The sequence below is a fragment of the Streptomyces sp. NPDC052020 genome (genome assembly GCF_040680575.1).
Lineage (GTDB): Bacteria > Actinomycetota > Actinomycetes > Streptomycetales > Streptomycetaceae > Streptomyces.
Genome location: NZ_JBFAWY010000008.1, coordinates 126,909 through 144,336, shown reverse-complemented (window position 1 = coordinate 144,336; position 17,428 = coordinate 126,909). Strand labels below are relative to the sequence as shown.

Sequence of the window (17,428 nt, the reverse complement as noted above, 5' to 3'; positions counted from 1 at the left end):
ACCGATGCACCCGACCAGGGACCGATACACCTGGCCAAGACCGCCCCAAACCGGACAACTCCCAATAAGCATGCCCTTACTTACTAAGTAAGCACTTACTGGACGATCTTCTGCGGCGGTGTCATCATGCGGCGGCAAGCTCCCCCGTTCTCTCGACGTGGAAGGAAACCCCGCCATGCAGGGCGACCCCGAGGTCATCGAACTGCTGAACGAGCAACTGACCGCCGAGCTCACCGCGATCAACCAGTACTTCCTGCACTCCAAGCTTCAGGACCACAAGGGGTGGACGAAACTCGCGAAGTACACGCGCGACGAGTCCTTCGACGAGATGCGGCACGCCGAGCTCCTCACCGACCGGATCCTGCTCCTGGACGGCCTGCCCAACTACCAGCGGCTGTTCCACGTCCGGGTGGGCCAGTCGGTGACGGAGATGTTCCAGGCGGACCGGCAGATCGAGATGGAGGCGATCGACCGGCTGCGGCGCGGCGTGGAGGTGATGCGCAACAAGGGCGACGTCACGTCCGCCAACATCTTCGAGGCGATCCTCGCCGACGAGGAGCACCACATCGACTACCTCGACACCCAGCTGGACCTGATCGAGAAGCTCGGCGAGTCGCTCTATCTGTCGACGGTCATCGAGCAGAGCCAGCCGGATTCCTCGGGTCCCGGCACGTACTCGGCCCACTAGTGCCGCTCCAGGCCGGGCCGGGCGGTTCCTAGGCGGCGGCGCCGGGCAGCCCGGCCGCCGGAGTGAGCCGGGCGAGGGCCGACTTGCCCTGGTCGGCCAGTTCCCGGCGCGGGCAGGCGCCGCGGCCCAGCAGGGCCTGGATGCGCCGCACACAGCCGCCGCAGTCGGTGCCCGCCTTGCAGGCCGAGGCGATCTGCCGAGGGGTGCACGCACCGGCTTCCGCGTGCTTCTTCACCTGTTCCTCGGTCACGCCGAAGCAGCTGCAAACGAACACGCGGTCCACCTCCCGACGGGACTCCTGGGTCGTGCCACCACCCGCTTTCTCGGTGAGGCAAACCTAACCTTACCCGTCACGCAAGGACCGCAAAAGCCACGTGGGGCGCGGATCGTGTGATCCGCGCCCCACGAGGACGACCGGGCCCCCCAGGGACGGAACGTCACTGGTCGCGGTACATCTCCGCCACCAGGAACGCCAGGTCCAGGGACTGGCTGCGGTTCAGCCGCGGGTCGCAGGCGGTCTCGTAGCGCTGGTGCAGGTCGTCGACGAAGATCTCGTCGCCGCCGCCCACGCACTCGGTGACGTCGTCGCCGGTCAGCTCGACGTGGATGCCGCCCGGGTGGGTGCCGAGCGCCTTGTGGACCTCGAAGAAGCCCTTGACCTCGTCGAGCACGTCGTCGAAGCGGCGGGTCTTGTGGCCGGAGGCCGCCTCGAAGGTGTTGCCGTGCATCGGGTCGGTCACCCAGGCCACGGTGGCGCCGGAGGCGGTGACCTTCTCGACCAGCTCGGGGAACTTGTCGCGGATCTTGTCCGCGCCCATGCGGACGATGAAGGTCAGCCGGCCGGGCTCGCGCTCCGGGTCCAGGCGCTCGATGTACTGGAGCGCCTCCTCGGCCGTGGTCGTCGGGCCGAGCTTGATGCCGATCGGGTTGCGGATCTTCGACGCGAACTCGATGTGCGCGTGGTCCAGCTGGCGGGTGCGCTCACCGATCCACACCATGTGCGCCGAGACGTCGTACAGCTGCCCGGTGCGGGAGTCGACCCGGGTCAGGGCGGACTCGTAGTCGAGCAGCAGCGCCTCGTGCGACGCGTAGAACTCGACGGTCTTGAACTCCTCCGGGTCGGCCCCGCAGGCGTGCATGAAGTTCAGCGCGTTGTCGATCTCGCGGGCGAGCTGCTCGTAGCGCTGGCCGGACGGCGAGGACTTCACGAAGTCCTGGTTCCAGGCGTGCACCTGGCGCAGGTCGGCGTAGCCGCCGGTGGTGAAGGCGCGCACCAGGTTCAGCGTGGACGCCGACGCGTGGTACATGCGCTTGAGCCGCTCGGGGTCCGGGATCCGGGCCTCTTCGGTGAAGTCGAAGCCGTTGACGGAGTCGCCGCGGTAGGTCGGCAGGGTCACGCCGTCGCGGGTCTCGGTCGGCTTGGAGCGCGGCTTGGAGTACTGGCCGGCGATCCGGCCCACCTTCACCACGGGCACGGAGGCGGCGTACGTCAGGACGGCGCCCATCTGGAGCAGCGTCTTGAGCTTCGCCCGGATGTGCTCGGCGGACACCGCGTCGAACGACTCGGCGCAGTCGCCGCCCTGGAGCAGAAACGCCTCTCCCTTGGCGACGGCCGCCATGCGCGCGCGCAGCTGGTCGCACTCGCCGGCGAATACCAGGGGGGGATACGTCTCGAGCTCGGCGATCACATCGCGCAGAGCCTCGGCATCCGGGTACTCGGGCTGCTGCGCCGCGGGCAGGTTTCGCCACGTCGCCTGAGCGGCGACACTTCGGGAATCAGCGTTCACGGTCACGCCTCAACCCTACGCGGTCGGCCCGGGGGTCCATCGCCGCGCTCAGCCTGTGAGACGGGTGCGCGTGACGACGCGGAACCGGGCCGCGTCACGGTGATCTCGTGTAGCCTGCGTTCCATGCACGCGCACTCGACCCAGAACCAGAACTGGTGGTGGACCGCTTCTTCGGCGGCCCACTGATCGCGCGTACGCACCGACTTCGCGAAGGCCGCCCGAGGGGCGGCCTTCCGTGTGTCCGGCACCGGGGCCGTTCCTCACCGAACATCGATGGAAGAGGACCCCATGGACCTGGACTCGAAGCTGGCACGGCTCGTGCCCGACGACCGCCCCTTCGCCCTGCTCCGCCGCCGCACCCCCGGCCATGACCACGACGTGGTGGAGCTGCTGATCGGCCCCGTGGCCGCGTACGGACGGCTGGCCGACCTCCCCGGCGAGAGCCTCGCCCTCGTCCCCTTCCGGCAGATCCGCGAGCGCGGCTTCGACGTCCGCGACGACGGCACCCCCCTGCTGGCGCTCACCCCCGAGGAGCGGCACGCGATCCCGCTCGCCACCGCCCTCCGGGAGCTGCCCGCGCACGGCGTCCGCGTCGAGGACGGCGGCTTCGACGTGGCCGACGAGGAGTACGCGGAGATCGTCGGGCGCGTGCTGCGGGAGGAGATCGGGCGCGGCGAGGGCGCCAACTTCGTGATCCGGCGGACCTATGAGGGGCGGATCCCCGGCTTCGGGCGGGCGGACGCGCTGGCGCTGTTCCGGCGGCTGCTGGAGGGGGAGCGGGGCGCGTACTGGACGTTCGTCGTGCACACCGGGGAGCGCACGCTGGTGGGCGCGAGCCCCGAGGTGCATGTGCGGATGTCCGGCGGCACCGTCGTGATGAACCCGATCAGCGGCACCTACCGCTACCCCGCCGGCGGCCCCACCCCCGAGCACCTCCTCGGCTTCCTCGCCGACGGCAAGGAGATCGAGGAGCTGTCGATGGTCGTCGACGAGGAGCTGAAGATGATGTGCACGGTCGGCGACATGGGCGGGGTGGTCGTCGGGCCGCGGCTGAGGGAGATGGCGCACCTGGCGCACACCGAGTACGAGCTGCGCGGCCGGTCCTCGCTGGACGTGCGGGAGGTGCTCAAGGAGACGATGTTCGCGGCGACGGTGACCGGCTCGCCGGTGCAGAACGCCTGCCGGGTCATAGAGCGGCACGAAAGCGGGGGGCGCGGCTACTACGCGGGGGCGCTGGCGCTGCTCGGCCGGGACTCCGGGGGCGCCCAGACCCTCGACTCCCCCATCCTCATCCGCACCGCCGAGATCGGCGCGGACGGGCGGCTGCGGGTGCCGGTCGGCGCCACTCTGGTACGCGGCTCGGATCCGGCGGGCGAGGTGGCCGAGACCCACGCGAAGGCGGCGGGGGTGCTGGCCGCGCTGGGGGTCGTGGAGCGGCGGTCCCGTGGGGAGGCCGTCCGGCCGCGGCTCGCCGACGACCCGCGCGTGCGGGCGGCGCTGGACGGGCGCCGGGCCTCCCTGGCTCCGTTCTGGCTGCGGATGCAGGAGCGGACGGACGCGCTGGCGGGGCACGCCCTGGTCGTCGACGCGGAGGACACCTTCACCGCGATGCTCGCGCACGTGCTGCGCTCGGCGGGGCTGGAGGTGACCGTCCGCCGGTACGACGAGCCGGGGCTGCGGCGGGCGGTGCTCGCGCACCCGGGGCCGGTGGTGCTGGGGCCCGGCCCGGGCGACCCCTCCGACGCGGCCGACCCCAAGATGCGGTTCCTGCGGGCGCTGACCGCCGATGTCGTCCGGGACCACCCGCACGGCGTCCTCGGCGTCTGCCTCGGGCACGAGCTGATCGCGGCCGAGCTGGGGCTGGAGATCGTCCGCAAGGAGGTCCCGTACCAGGGGGCGCAGACCCGGATCGACCTGTTCGGACGGCCGGAGACCGTCGGCTTCTACAACAGCTTCACGGCGCGCTGCGACGACGAGGCGGCGGCGGAGCTGGCCGCGCACGGGGTGGAGGTGAGCCGGAGCGCCTCGGGCGAGGTGCACGCGCTGCGCGGGCCGGGGTTCGCCGGGGTGCAGTTCCACCCGGAGTCGGTGCTGACGCTGAACGGCGCCGCCGTCGTCCGGGAGCTGCTCCGTCAGCTCCGCGGCACCAGCACGTTCTCCGAGCGGCGGCCGGCCCGGTAGTCCAGGACGTTCTTCACCGTGGCCTCGACGATCTGGCCGACGGCGTCCTCGGTGTAGTACGCCTGGTGCGAGGTGACGAGGACGTTGGGGAAGGTGACGAGGCGGGCCAGGGTGTCGTCCTCGATGGCCTGAAGGGACTTGTCGAGGAAGAACAGGCCCGCCTCGGCCTCGTACACGTCGAGGCCCACGCCCGTGAAGCGGCCGGCGCGCAGCTCCCCGACCAGGGCGGCGGTGTCGATGAGGCCGCCGCGGCTGGAGTTCACCAGGATCGCGTCGTCCTTCATGGCCTTCAGGGCGTCCGCGTCGATCAGGTGCCGGGTTTCCGGCATCAGCGGAACGTGCAGGCTGACCAGGTCGGACTCGGCGAGGAGCTGCTCCTTGGGGACGTAGCGCATGCCCAGTTCCATGCAGGCGGGGTTCTCGGCGACGTCCCAGCCGAGCAGCCGCATGCCGAAGCCGTGCGCGATCCGGGTGAACGCCTCGCCGATCTTGCCGGTGCCGAGGACACCGGCGGTGCGGCCGTGCATGTCACGGCCCATCAGGCCGTCGAGGCGGAAGTCGAAGTCGCGGGTGCGGGTGGAGGCCCGCACGACACGGCGGTTGACGGCCATGGCGAGCGTCCAGGCGAACTCCGCGACCGAGTACGGGGAGTAGTACGACACCCGGGCGATCGTCATGCCGAGGCGTTCGGCCGTCCTCAGGTCGATGTTGTTGAAGCCGGTGGAGCGCTGGGCGACCAGGCGGGTGCCGCCCGCGGCCAGGGTCTCCAGGACCCGCGGGCCGAGGTCGGCGTTGACGGAGGTCGAGATGATCTCGTGGCCGGCCGCGATGGGGGCGGTGTCCTCGGTGAGGAAGACGTCCAGGCAGCGCACGTCGTGCCGCCCCCGGAAAGCCTGCTCGATCAGCGGCCTCTCGTCGGCCTGCACACCGAAGGCGAGGATCTCCACGACCGCTCCCGTTCTGCCGGTGATCTACGGTGCCGAATATACGGGCCGGGGCCCGGCGGCGCCGGTCGGGAGCGGCGGCCGTGCGCGGGCCGGAGGCGAAGACGTCTCGAAGTCCGGACCGCGTCCGTCCCGCGCACGACCCGCGTCCGTCCCGCGTAAGGCGCGCCTACGCGTCGTCGAGTCCGCGCTCGATCGCGTACCGCACCAGCTCGACGCGGTTGTGGAGCTGGAGCTTGCCGAGGGTGTTCTGCACATGGTTCTGCACCGTGCGGTGGGAGATGACCAGGCGCTCGGCGATCTGCTTGTAGCTCAGGCCCTTGGCGACCAGGCGGAGCACCTCGGTCTCCCGCTCGGTCAGCCGGGGCGCCTTGGGGCCGTCGGTGTCCGGGGCGGGCGCCGGTTCGGAGGCGAGCCGGCGGTACTCGCCGAGGACCAGGCCGGCCAGGCCCGGGGTGAACACCGGGTCGCCGGCGGCGGTGCGGCGCACCGCGTCCTGGAGTTCCTCCGTGGAGGCCGACTTCAGCAGGTAGCCGGTGGCGCCCGACTTCACCGCCTCCAGCACGTCCGCGTGCTCGCCGCTCGCCGACAGCACCAGGACGCGGACCGCCGGGTCGGCGGCCACGACCTCCTTGCAGACCTGGACGCCGGGCTTGCCGGGCAGGTTCAGGTCGAGCACCAGGACGTCCGGCGCGGCGGCCCGGGCGCGGCGCACCGCCTGGTCGCCGTCGCCCGCGGTGGCGACGACCTCGAAGCCGGACTCGGACAGGTCGCGGGCGACCGCGTCGCGCCACATCGGGTGGTCGTCGACCACCATCACCTTGATCGCGTCCCGCCCTTCCGGCGTGGTCTGCGTCATCACCGCTCCGCCTTCCCCCGTGTGTCCTTCGCGTTCTTGGGTACCTTCAGTTCCACTTCCGTGCCCTGCCCCGGCACCGAGATCAGCTCCGCGCTGCCGCCGAGGTCGCGCAGCCGTCCGCGGATCGACAGGGCCACCCCCAGCCGCCCCTCGCCCTCGGCCTGCGCCAGCCGGCCCTCCGGGATGCCGGGCCCGTCGTCCCGCACGGTGACGATCACTTCGTCCGGTTCGTCCTCGATCAGGAGCCACGCGCGCGCCTGCTCCCCGGCGTGCCGGCGGACGTTGTCCAGGGCGGCGCCGACGGCCGCGGCGACCTCGCGGGCCGCGTCCGGCGCCAGCGGGACGGGCGCCCCGGGCTCGGCGAGGCTGACGCGCGCACCGGCGTACGGGGCGAGCAGGGCCCGCAGATCGACGGGGCCGTCCCCGCCGGTCTCCGCGCCGGCCCGCCCGGCGGCGTGCCCGGGGCCGCCGGACGCGGGCAGCGGGGAGGCGGGCACCCGGGGCGCGGGCACCACCCCTTTGGAGACCAGCGTGCGCAGCGCCACCTCCTGCTCGCCGGCCAGCCGCCCCAGCTCGGCCGCCTCACCGCCGATGACGGCGCCGCGCCGCTGCACCATGGCCAGCACCTGGAGCACGCTGTCGTGGATGTCGCGGGCGAGGCGCTCCCGCTCCCGGGTGGCGGCCTCGATCTCCAGGGCGCGGGCGAGGGTGCGCTCGGAGGCGCGGGCGACCTCGACGACGTACCCGATGGCGATGGCGGCCACCCAGACGAGGATGACGTTGTGCACGGTGTCGCGGGCCGGGGCGCCGCGCTCGATCAGGTTGGCGGCGGCGACGAGGGTGGAGGCGAGGGCGGCCCAGCGCCAGCCGCCCTTGATCGCGAAGGCCAGCACGGACCCGGCGGTCCATATCGAGGGCAGGGTCGGGCCGCCCGCGGTGATCCGCTCGTGGGTGTCGGCGAGGGGGGTGAGCAGGATGCCGGTGAGGGCGATGGCCAGGTCGGCGGTGAGGAAGCGCTTGGTGCAGCCGGCCGCGCCGGCGACGTTGCGGAGGGTGGCCAGCGTCCACACGGACAGCACGGCGTAGTAGGCGACGGCCAGCCAGGGGCGCGTGAACTCGTGGTACGCGGTGGCGAACAGGCCGATGGCGTACACCGTCGCGAGCACCCGGTAAGCGGTGAGCGCCTGCCACAGCGGCTGCTCGACCGACATCCTCCTGACCGACTCACGCCTGGCCATGTCCCCCACCCCGGCCCTGTCCCCCGTGCGGGACTAGGGCTGCTCGTTCTCCGCGCGTTCCTTGTCCGCCTGGTCCTGCTCGGCCCGGGCGAACGCGGCCTTCGCCGCCTTGCCCGCCTCCTTCTCGGCCTTCGCCGCCTCCGCGAGCTGCCGCTTCATGGCGGTCGCGTACATGTCGACGTACTCCTGGCCGGACAGCTTCATGATCTCGTACATGACCTCGTCGGTCACCGCGCGGAGCACGAAGCGGTCGTGTTCCATGCCCTGGTAGCGGCTGAAGTCCAGGGGCTTGCCGATGCGGATGCCCGGCCGCATCAGCTTCGGGACGATCTTCCCGGGCGGCTGGATCTTCTCGGTGTCGATCATGGCGACGGGGAGGACGGGGGCGCCCGTGGCCAGCGCCACGCGCGCGAGGCCGCCCGGCTTGCCCCGGTACAGGCGGCCGTCGGGCGAGCGGGTTCCCTCCGGGTAGATGCCGAACAGCTCGCCGCGCTTCAGGACCTCGATGCCGCTCTTGATCGCGGCCTCGCCGGCCCCCCGCGCGCCGGAACGGTCCACCGGGAGCTGGCCGACACCCTTGAAGAACGCGGCGGTCAGCCGCCCCTTGACGCCCGGCGTGGTGAAGTACTCGGCCTTGGCGATGAAGGTGACCTTGCGGTCGAGGACGGCGGGCAGGAAGAACGAGTCGGAGAACGACAGGTGATTGCTCGCCAGGATCGCGGGGCCCTCGGCGGGGACGTGCTCCAGGCCCTCCACCCAGGGCCGGAAGGCAAGCTTCAGCGGACCCCCGACGGTGACCTTCATCGCGCCGTACAACAACCGAGTGCCTCCTGTGTGTCTCGAACAGACCTTAACCCGGCCCGCCGCCCGAAGGGGCCGACGACCCTGGTCGGTGTCAGTGCGGTCGCGTACGGTGAAGTACCTGCAACCGGCGGCGTGCCCGCCCCGTCCCGAACAGACGACGTGCCAGCCCCTGCACGCCCACACGAAGGAGACCGAAAGGTGCCGGTCCTCCCCGGAGCCGAGCCGTACCGCCACGAGGGCGGCGACGCCGGCGTCCTGCTCTGCCACGGCTTCACCGGTTCCCCGCAGTCGCTGCGCCCCTGGGCGCGGTACCTCGCCGCGCGGGACGTGACCGTCACCCTGCCGCTGCTGCCCGGGCACGGCACGCGCTGGGAGGACCTGCGGCCGACCGGCTGGCAGGACTGGTACGCGGAGGTGGACCGCGAGCTGCGCGCCCTGCGCGAGCGGTGCGCGCGGGTCTTCGTGGCCGGTCTGTCCATGGGCGGCGCCCTGGCGCTGCGGCTGGCCGCGCGGCACGGGGACGCGGTCGACGGCGTGATCGTCGTCAACCCGGCGAACAAGGTGCACGGCCTGTCCGCGTACGCCCTGCCGGTCGTCCGCCACCTCGTCCCTACGGCGAAGGGCATCGCCGACGACATCGCCAGGCCGGGCGGCGCCGAGCTCGGCTACGACCGGGTGCCGCTGCACGCGGCCCACTCGCTGCGCCGGTTCTTCCGCCTCGTCGACGGCGAGCTGCCGCGGGTCACCCAGCCCCTGCTGCTGCTGCGCAGCCCGCAGGACCATGTGGTGCCGCCGGCCGACTCCGCCCGCATCCTCGGCCGCGTCTCCTCGACGGACGTGACGGAGATCCTGCTGGAACAGAGCTACCACGTCGCGACGTTGGACCATGACGCCGAGCTGATCTTCGAGGAGAGCGCCTCATTCATCGGCCGGCTCGCGCCCGGTGCCGTCAGGGAGCCGGAGCCCGGTCTCGGCAAGGAAGGGGCGACCACCGGTGGCTGAGCACGATTCCGACCGTGAGGACCGCGAGGGCAGGGAGAGGCCCGAGCCGGAGGAGCAGCGCGTGCCCTTCGACGAGGACGCGGTCTGGGCCGCCATCGTCGCCGGGTACGGCGAGGAGCCGCCGGACCCGCCGGGCGCCAAGCCGTTCAAGTCGGTGGAGGACCTGGCGCTGCTGGAGCCCGTCACCAACGACGACGAGCCGGCCAAGCCGGCCGAGGACAGACCCTCGCCGGCCGCGCCGCTCGGCAGCTCGGTCTCCTTCGCGCCCGGCGTCGGCCCGCGCGACTACACGGTGGCCGAACCGACCGGTGACGACTTCGCCGAGGACGACGAGGGCCACTTCGTACCGCCGGAGCCGCCGCCGCTGCCGCAGGGCGACACGACCTCCAGGTTCGCCTGGCTGGCGGTGATCGGCGGACCGCTGCTGCTCCTGGTGGCGGTGCTGCTGCGCTGGGACATGACCTGGTGGCTGGGGACGCTCGGCATCGGCGGCTTCCTCGGCGGCTTCGCCACCCTGGTGGCCCGGATGCGCACCGACGAGGAGGACGGCGACGACCCGGGGCGCGGAGCGGTGGTCTGAGCCCGGCCGCGAGGCAGACGGGAGTTCGACGACAGGTCCTAGCCGGCGGGGACCCTGAGCGCGGCCAGCACCGGCAGGTGGTCCGTGGCCGCGCGCAGGTCCGCCTCGCTCACCCCGGGCTGGCCCAGTGGCACCCCGCAGCCGAGCACCTCGATGCCCGGGGAGGCGAAGACGGCGTCGATGCGCTGGCGGGGGTCGGCGGGCGTGGAGGTGTGCTCGCCGCCCCAGGGTGCCGTCTCCCAGCAGTCCTGCATCCCCTCGGCGAGGCGGCGGAACGTGCGCCCGCCGGGCCGCTCGTTCAGGTCGCCGCCCGCGACGACGTGCTCGACGCCCATCGCGGCGAGCCGGTCGAGCAGCAGGCCGCCCTGGATGTACCGCTCGTCGCTCCGCAGCGACAGATGGCAGCTGAGCACGCCGAGCCGGGCGCCCCCGAAGCGGACGACGGCCGTCGCGAAGCCCCGCCGGTGCAGGCCCGGGGTGAGCGGCAGGAGCACGTCCTCGGTGCGCTCGACGGTGGCGCGCAGGGAGCAGAGGATCGCCGGTCCGGCCGCCGTCGCCCCGCCGGTGAGGACCACCAGCCCCGACGCGGCGGCGAGCCGGGCGAGCTTCTTGCGCCAGCGGAAGAAGCGGGGTGCCTCCTGCACCAGGACCAGGTCCGGCGCGCAGGCGCCGATCACCCGGGCGAGGGCGGCGGTGTCGTCGCGCAGGGAGCGGATGTTGTAGCTGAGGACGCGGACGACGGCGGAACCGTCGTCTTCCGTGCGGGAGCCGGGGAGCAACTCGGTCGCGTTCGCCATGGCGATCAAGATACGCCCGCGCCCGCCGTCCCCGGGGCGGGGACGGCGGGCGCGGGCGCGTGGACGACAACGCGCGCACGCGCCGGTCGTCACATGATCGGGTCGGGCTCCCGGGCCAGGTCCGCCGCTCCGACCAGGCCGGCCTTGTTGCCGAGCTGGGCGGCCAGCACCTCGGCCACCGGACGCCAGTTGCCGCCGACCAGCCAGCGCTTGTAGGACTTGCGGATCGGGCCGAGGACCAGCTCGCCCTCGTCGGACAGGCCGCCGCCGACGATGAAGGCGGACGGGTCGAACAGGGAGGCCAGGTCGGCCAGGCCCGCGCCGACCCAGCGGGCCAGCTCGCGGTAGGAGTCGACGGCGACCGGGCAGCCCTGCCGGGCGGCCATGGAGATGTGCTTGCCCTCGATGCCGTCGGGGGTGCCGTCGCCGAGGCCGAGCAGGACGTCGGCCTGCTCGGGGGTGGCCTTGGCACGCTGCTTGGCGTAGCGCACCAGGGCGCGGCCGGAGGCGTACTGCTCCCAGCAGCCCTGCGAGCCGCAGCCGCACAGCAGGCCGTCGGGCACCATGCGGATGTGGCCGAACTCGGCGGCCACGCCGAAGTGGCCGCGGCGCAGCTTGTTGCCGATGATGATGCCGCCGCCGAGGCCGGTGCCGAGCGTGATGCAGATGACGTTCCGGTGGCCCTTGCCGGCGCCGAACCGGTACTCGCCCCAGGCCGCCGCGTTGGCGTCGTTCTCCACGACGACCGGGAGGCCCACGCGCGCTTCGACCTTGTCCTTCAGCGGCTCGTTGCGCCAGTCGATGTTGGGCGCGAAGTACACCGTCGAACGCTGGCGGTTGACGTATCCGGCGGCGCCGATGCCGACGCCGACGATCTCGTGCCCCGCGCGTGCGCCCTCCACCGCCGAGGCGATGGCGTCCACGATGGCCTCGGACGTGGTGGGGGTCGGCACCTTGAAGGTCGAGAGGATGTTGCCTTCCTCGTCGACCACGCCGGCCGCGATCTTCGTGCCGCCGATGTCGACGCCGATGGTGAGTCCCATGAATCCCTCAGTTTCGGTCGAGCCCCGCTACGGCCAACCGTACCCGAGGCACCGCCGTGCGTTGCCGGTCGGTCGCCCGCCCGGGGACGGCCCAGGCGGCCCCGCGGGACCCTTCGCGGGACCGCTCCCGGGGACCGTCAGTCCAGGTCGATGCGTTCGCCGGGGCCGGTGCCCTCGCCGCCGTCGCCGCGCTCGTCCCGGGCGCGGGCGTCGTCGTCGCGGCCCGTCCAGCGCCGCTCCTGGGCCTGGACGGCCGAGCGGTAGGCGGCGAGCAGTTCGCCGCCGGCCGCCGCCAGGTGGTCGAAGACGTCCGGGTTGCGCTCGATGACCGGCTCGACGGCGGCCTTGGCCTGCTGGACGACCTGCCGCACCACCTGCTGGGCGGCGGGCCCGGCGACCGCCCCGAGCAGCGGCGACTGGAGACCGGAGAGCTTGTCGGCGACGGTGTCGACGAGCTTGCGCAGTTCCTCGGCCGCCGACCCGGGCGGCGGGCCGTACCGGGCGCGGCGGCGGTCCTGCTCCGCCCGGAGGTCCTCGGCGCACGCGGTCGCCCACGCGTCGGCGTCGGCCGCCGGCACCTCGTCGGCCGTCTCGTCCCGGGCGGCGCCGGGCGGGGGGAGCTCTTCGCTCATGACGACACTCCTGACTGCGGCCGGCTGCGGCCGCCTGCGGCCCGACTACGGTTCGTCCCTACGACGTTACCCGAACGGGGCGGTTCACCGGGTGCGCGGCCACAGCGCGGGGTCGGGCGCGAAGCGGACCCGCAGCTCGCCGTCGCGCAGGGCGGCCCCGTCGACGGTGCAGCGGCGCAGCGCGGAGGGCAGCGGGACGATCCGGCGGAAGGGGCCCGCGGTGACGACCAGTTCGTCGCCGCGCCGGACGAGGTCGAGGTCCTCGCGCCGGGCGCCCGGCAGCGGGATGTGCCACACCAGGACGCCGTCGGCGGCGAGCCGGTCGGTGACGGGCCACCGCACCGGGGACGCCTGCGGGCCGGTGCCGGGCACGGCGAGGGCGGCGAGGTCGTCCGCGCCGCGCGGGTCGCGCCCGAGGTGGGCGACGCGGCGCACGTCGTACGCCTCCTGCCATTCCTCCAGGGCCTTGCGCTGCTGGGCGACGGGGCCGGCGAGCCAGCCGTCGGCGGGGGCGTCCTCGGGCAGGACCCGGTTGGCGAGGAGGGCTTCCACGGGCAGGCCGTGCAGGGCGAGGCCGAGGGCCGCGGTGCGGACGGCGTCGGCGCCGGCCGGGCCGGGTTCGGCGACCAGCCGGACGGCGGTGCCGGGGTCGGCGAGGACCGCCTCGGCCGCGGCGAGCTCGGCGTCCCAGCGGGCGGCGGTCTCGTAGAGCGACTCCGCGGGCATGGGGACGCCGGCGAGCCGGCCGAGGACGGGGCGCAGGGCGCGGGCCGCCTGCCGCTCCGGCGGCAGCAGCCGGCGCAGGTAGCGGCGCAGTTCGCCGGGCAGGGCGAGCAGGGCGAGCGCCCGCGGGGCGGCCGGGAGGTCGACGACGAGCAGGTCGTGCCGGCCGGCGAGGGCGCCGTCGCGCAGCGCGCGCAGCAGGGCGAGTTCCCCGGCGCCGGGCAGCGGGGTGAGTTCCTCGGGATCGAGGCGGGCGGCGCCGAGCAGGTCGAGGGCGGAGGCGGCGCGGTCCTGGAGGGCGGCGAGGCCGTCGCGGAAGCCCTGGGCGGCGTCGGGCCGCCAGACGCTGAGGTGCGGCGCGGCGGGCACGGGCTCGGGGCCGGTCGGCGTCCCGAGGGCGGTACCGAGGGTGTCGTCGCGGTCGGCGCCGAGGAGCAGGGTGCGGGTGCCCTCACGGGCGGCGGCCAGTGCGGTGGCGGCCGCGACGGTCGTCCGACCGCTGCCGCCCGGGCCCGTGATCAGGATGGTGCGCATGGGGGTGAACGGTACCTCCGGGCGCCGTCCGTGAACCGGGCGGTTACCGCGCGCCCGACTCCACGCGCTTCTTCAGCCCGGCCAGCGCCCGGTCGATGATGACCTTCTCGGCCTTGCGCTTGATCATGCCGAGCATCGGGATCTTGACGTCGACGGTCAGCCGGTAGGTGACCTCGGTGGCGCCCGCGCCGGCCGGCTTCAGGAGGTAGGAGCCGTCCAGGCTGCGCAGCATCTGGGACTTCACCAGCGTCCAGGACACCTCGTGGTCGCCGGTCCAGGTGTAGGCCAGCGTCTGGTCGTCCTTGATGGCCCCGGCGTCCATGACGAGACGGACCTGCTCGGCGCGGCCCCGCTCGTCGGTCGCGAGGACCTCCGCCTCCTTCACCTCGCCGGTCCAGTCGGGGTAGCGGGCGAAGTCGGCGATCACTCCCATGACGTCGGCCGGTGCCGCCTCGATGGTGATGCTCGAGCTGGTGTGTTCCGCCATCGCCGTGGCTCCTCCAGATGCGGGCCGGTGGTGCAGTGGTGCGCACGTGTGTGCAGCGTGAAGGCTACCGCGCACGGGCGGCGCCGAGGTCACCCCGGGCCCGCGCGCCCCGGCCCGCGGCGGCTCACCACTGGAGCACCCACGGCCTGCCCGTGGAGGCGAAGTGCCCGACGTTGACGCACTCGGTCGCCCCGATCCGCATGCGCCGCGCCAGGGGCTGGTGCACATGCCCGAACAGCGCGTACTTCGGCCGGGTGCGGCGGATGGCGTCCAGCAGCGCCCGGCTGCCCCGCTCGAAGCGGCGCGCCACCGTGTCGTACACCAGCTCCGGCACCTCCGGCGGGATGTGCGTGCACAGCACGTCGACCTCGCCGACCGCCTCGATCTTGGCCGCGTACTCCTCGTCGGAGATCTCGTACGGCGTGCGCATCGGGGTGCGCAGTCCGCCGCCGACGAAGCCGAAGACCCGGCCGCCGATCTCCACCCGCTCCCCGTCCAGGACGGTCGTGCCGGGGCGGGCGTACTCGCGCCACAGGGGCGGCATGTCGACGTTGCCGTAGGTGGCGTATGTAGGGGCGGGGAACGCGGCGAACAGCTCCGCGTACTGCTTGCGGACCGCCTTCTCGATGACGGCGGGGCGGTCGCCGTCGAGATCCGCCCACAGCCGGGCCTGGAACTCCCGCGCCTCCGCGAAGCGGCGGGCGGTGCGCAGCTCGACGATGCGGTCGGCGTTCTCGACGCCGAACAGGTCGGGGAAGATGCCGCGCGAGTGGTCGGCGTAGTCGAGGAAGAGGACGAGGTCCCCGAGGCAGACCAGGGCGTCGGCGCCCTCACCGGCGCGGGCCAGGTCACGGGCGTTGCCGTGTACGTCGCTGACCACGTGGACGCGGGTGACCGGTTTTCCGGGGGGTGTGGGTGCCATGACGATCAAGCGTAAGTGTGTGCGGCAACCGTGAACAGTGGCGGTCCCACCTGCGGTTACTGGCTGGTTGGTCTATATGTGGACTACTGTGCGCGTCAGGAAACCCCATCGTGTGACGCAGCGAACATCTCCCCGGGACCCCCTGTCGGAGACGCCATACCGGCGGGTAACGTCCGGGCAGTCCAGTCGTGCTCGGGGTTTCGTCCTGCGAATCGGCGGGATTCCCCGAGCACCAGCCCGAGCCATGGACCGCACCGTCGCATCACACAACGTCGTGGCGCCGGCGCCCTATGAGGAGCAGCAGTCTTGCGCGAGTTCAGCCTTCCGGCCTTGTACGAGGTCCCCGCGGACGGGAATCTGACCGACATCGTCCGCAGAAACGCCGCGCAGCACCCCGACGTCGCCGTGATCGCCCGCAAGGCGGACGGCGGCTGGCAGGACGTGACCGCGCGCGCCTTCCTCGCCGAGGTGCGGGCCGCCGCCAAGGGACTGATCGCCGCCGGGGTCCAGCCGGGCGACCGGGTGGGGCTGATGTCCCGCACCCGCTACGAGTGGACGCTGCTGGACTTCGCGATCTGGAGCGCGGGCGCGGTCACCGTGCCGGTGTACGAGACCAGCTCGCCGGAGCAGGTGCAGTGGATCCTCGGCGACTCCGGCGCGACCGCCTGCGTCGTGGAGTCGGCGGAGCACGCCGCGGCCGTGGAGTCGGTGCGCGAGCAGCTGCCCGCCCTCAAGCACGTGTGGCAGATCGAGGCCGGGGCGGTGGAGGAGCTCGGGCGGCTCGGCCAGGACGTCACGGACGAGACGGTCGAGGAGCGCGGCTCGGCCGCCAAGGCCGACGACCCGGCGACCATCGTCTACACCTCCGGCACCACCGGCCGCCCCAAGGGCTGTGTGCTCACCCACCGCAGCTTCTTCGCCGAGTGCGGCAACGTGGTGGAGCGCCTGCGTCCGCTGTTCCGCACCGGCGAGTGCTCCGTCCTGCTCTTCCTTCCGCTGGCGCACGTCTTCGGCCGGCTGGTGCAGGTCGCGCCGATGATGGCGCCGATCAGGCTGGGCTGCGTCCCGGACATCAGGAACCTCACCGACGAACTGGCCTCGTTCCGGCCGACGCTGATCCTCGGTGTGCCGCGGGTCTTCGAGAAGGTCTACAACTCGGCGCGCGCCAAGGCGCAGGCCGAGGGCAAGGGCAAGATCTTCGACAAGGCGGCGGACACGGCGATCGCCTACAGCAAGGCGCTGGACACCCCGTCCGGCCCGTCGCTCGGCCTGAAGCTCAAGCACCTGCTGTTCGACAAGCTGGTCTACGGCAAGCTGCGCGCGGTCCTGGGCGGGCGCGGCGAGTACGCCATCTCCGGGGGCGCCCCGCTGGGCGAACGCCTCGGCCACTTCTTCCGGGGCATCGGCTTCACCGTCCTGGAGGGCTACGGCCTGACCGAGTCCTGCGCGGCCACCGCCTTCAACCCCTGGGACCGGCAGAAGATCGGCACGGTCGGGCAGCCGCTGCCGGGCTCGGTGGTCCGCATCGCGGACGACGGGGAGGTGCTGCTGCACGGCGAGCACCTGTTCAAGGAGTACTGGAACAACCCGGACGCCACCGAGGAGGCTCTCGCCGACGGCTGGTTCCACACCGGTGATCTCGGCACCCTCGACGAGGACGGCTACCTGCGCATCACCGGCCGCAAGAAGGAGATCATCGTCACCGCGGGCGGCAAGAACGTCGCCCCGGCCGTGATCGAGGACCGCATCCGCGCGCACGCCCTGGTCGCCGAGTGCATGGTGGTCGGCGACGGGCGGCCGTTCGTGGGCGCGCTGATCACGCTGGACGAGGAGTTCCTCGCCCGCTGGGCCGCCGAGCACGGCAAGCCGGCCGGTTCCACGGCCGAGTCGCTGCGCGGGGACGCGGACCTGCTCGCCGCGGTCCAGGCGGCGGTCGACGACGGCAACGCGGCGGTGTCGAAGGCGGAGTCGGTGCGCAAGTTCCGCGTGCTGCCGCACCAGTTCACGGAGGAGTCGGGGCATCTGACGCCGTCGCTGAAGCTGAAGCGGAACGTGGTGGCGAAGGACTACGCGCACGAGATCGAGGCGATCTACGCGAAGTAGGGCCGACGTACGGCCGACGCACGGCCGAAGCAGGGCCGGGCAGCGGGACGCGGGCGGCGCGTCAGTGTGCGAAGGGCGCGGTGCCCGGCCCGGGCACCGCGCCC

The 17,428-nt window shown here is 73.1% G+C and carries 17 protein-coding genes; 5 read left to right on the top strand and 12 right to left on the bottom strand.

The window, feature by feature from the left end; translation table 11 throughout:
* Positions 1–175: 175 nt before the first annotated feature.
* Positions 176–688: a bacterioferritin gene (gene bfr, locus AB0L74_RS10895; RefSeq protein ID WP_365648604.1), complete on the top strand. Its 513-nt coding sequence runs from the start codon at positions 176–178 to the stop codon at positions 686–688.
* 28 nt (positions 689–716) lie between these two features.
* On the opposite strand, the gene AB0L74_RS10890 is transcribed toward bfr, so the two are convergent.
* Positions 717–971: a (2Fe-2S)-binding protein gene (locus AB0L74_RS10890; protein ID WP_365648601.1), complete on the bottom strand. Its 255-nt coding sequence runs from the start codon at positions 969–971 to the stop codon at positions 717–719.
* Between the two features lie 154 nt (positions 972–1,125).
* Complete coding sequence (locus tag AB0L74_RS10885; RefSeq protein WP_365648598.1) at positions 1,126–2,481, bottom strand: class II 3-deoxy-7-phosphoheptulonate synthase; 1,356 nt, start codon at positions 2,479–2,481, stop codon at positions 1,126–1,128.
* A 267-nt stretch (positions 2,482–2,748) separates the two neighbouring features.
* On the opposite strand from AB0L74_RS10885, the gene AB0L74_RS10880 reads away from it, so the two are divergent.
* Positions 2,749–4,656, top strand: a complete 1,908-nt coding sequence (locus AB0L74_RS10880) for an anthranilate synthase family protein (RefSeq protein WP_365648595.1) — start codon at positions 2,749–2,751, stop codon at positions 4,654–4,656.
* On the opposite strand, the gene AB0L74_RS10875 is transcribed toward AB0L74_RS10880, so the two are convergent.
* The 4 genes from AB0L74_RS10875 to AB0L74_RS10860 all read right to left on the bottom strand — a co-directional run bounded on the left by AB0L74_RS10875 (position 4,608) and on the right by AB0L74_RS10860 (position 8,501).
* Positions 4,608–5,603 (bottom strand): 2-hydroxyacid dehydrogenase, encoded by a 996-nt coding sequence (locus tag AB0L74_RS10875; RefSeq protein ID WP_365648592.1) that lies wholly within the window; start codon positions 5,601–5,603, stop codon positions 4,608–4,610. The two genes, AB0L74_RS10880 and AB0L74_RS10875, sit on opposite strands and share 49 nt — an antisense overlap.
* A 166-nt stretch (positions 5,604–5,769) precedes the next feature.
* On the bottom strand, positions 5,770–6,459 hold the full coding sequence (locus AB0L74_RS10870) for a response regulator transcription factor (RefSeq protein ID WP_365648589.1): 690 nt from the start codon (positions 6,457–6,459) through the stop codon (positions 5,770–5,772).
* Positions 6,459–7,697, bottom strand: coding sequence for a DUF5931 domain-containing protein (locus tag AB0L74_RS10865; RefSeq protein WP_365648586.1), 1,239 nt, complete (start codon positions 7,695–7,697; stop codon positions 6,459–6,461). The genes AB0L74_RS10870 and AB0L74_RS10865 overlap by 1 nt, the downstream gene beginning before the upstream one ends.
* A 33-nt stretch (positions 7,698–7,730) precedes the next feature.
* On the bottom strand, positions 7,731–8,501 hold the full coding sequence (locus AB0L74_RS10860) for a lysophospholipid acyltransferase family protein (protein ID WP_365648900.1): 771 nt from the start codon (positions 8,499–8,501) through the stop codon (positions 7,731–7,733).
* Positions 8,502–8,699: 198 nt separating this feature from the next.
* Between AB0L74_RS10860 and AB0L74_RS10855 the strand changes: the two genes are divergently transcribed.
* Both AB0L74_RS10855 and AB0L74_RS10850 read left to right on the top strand, forming a co-directional pair.
* Positions 8,700–9,503: an alpha/beta fold hydrolase gene (locus AB0L74_RS10855; RefSeq protein ID WP_365648584.1), complete on the top strand. Its 804-nt coding sequence runs from the start codon at positions 8,700–8,702 to the stop codon at positions 9,501–9,503.
* Positions 9,496–10,083 (top strand): hypothetical protein, encoded by a 588-nt coding sequence (locus AB0L74_RS10850; protein ID WP_365648581.1) that lies wholly within the window; start codon positions 9,496–9,498, stop codon positions 10,081–10,083. Before AB0L74_RS10855 ends, AB0L74_RS10850 begins: the two co-directional genes overlap by 8 nt.
* Positions 10,084–10,121: 38 nt before the next feature.
* Here AB0L74_RS10850 and AB0L74_RS10845 read toward each other — a convergent pair whose 3' ends face one another.
* The 6 genes from AB0L74_RS10845 to AB0L74_RS10820 all read right to left on the bottom strand — a co-directional run bounded on the left by AB0L74_RS10845 (position 10,122) and on the right by AB0L74_RS10820 (position 15,221).
* On the bottom strand, positions 10,122–10,880 hold the full coding sequence (locus AB0L74_RS10845) for an endonuclease/exonuclease/phosphatase family protein (protein WP_365648578.1): 759 nt from the start codon (positions 10,878–10,880) through the stop codon (positions 10,122–10,124).
* A gap of 89 nt (positions 10,881–10,969) precedes the next feature.
* A complete protein-coding gene (locus tag AB0L74_RS10840) occupies positions 10,970–11,923 on the bottom strand; it encodes an ROK family glucokinase (RefSeq protein ID WP_365648575.1) in 954 nt (317 codons plus the stop codon).
* Between the two features lie 137 nt (positions 11,924–12,060).
* Complete coding sequence (locus AB0L74_RS10835) at positions 12,061–12,555, bottom strand: DUF5304 family protein (protein ID WP_365648573.1); 495 nt, start codon at positions 12,553–12,555, stop codon at positions 12,061–12,063.
* Positions 12,556–12,639: 84 nt separating this feature from the next.
* Entirely contained in the window at positions 12,640–13,812 is a 1,173-nt protein-coding gene (locus tag AB0L74_RS10830) for an ArsA-related P-loop ATPase (RefSeq protein WP_365648570.1), read from the bottom strand.
* 43 nt (positions 13,813–13,855) lie between these two features.
* On the bottom strand, positions 13,856–14,299 hold the full coding sequence (locus tag AB0L74_RS10825) for an SRPBCC family protein (RefSeq protein WP_365648566.1): 444 nt from the start codon (positions 14,297–14,299) through the stop codon (positions 13,856–13,858).
* Positions 14,300–14,423: 124 nt separating this feature from the next.
* Positions 14,424–15,221 (bottom strand): metallophosphoesterase, encoded by a 798-nt coding sequence (locus AB0L74_RS10820; protein ID WP_365648564.1) that lies wholly within the window; start codon positions 15,219–15,221, stop codon positions 14,424–14,426.
* A gap of 306 nt (positions 15,222–15,527) precedes the next feature.
* Between AB0L74_RS10820 and AB0L74_RS10815 the strand changes: the two genes are divergently transcribed.
* Entirely contained in the window at positions 15,528–17,324 is a 1,797-nt protein-coding gene (locus AB0L74_RS10815) for an AMP-dependent synthetase/ligase (RefSeq protein ID WP_365648562.1), read from the top strand.
* Positions 17,325–17,428 lie beyond the last annotated feature (104 nt).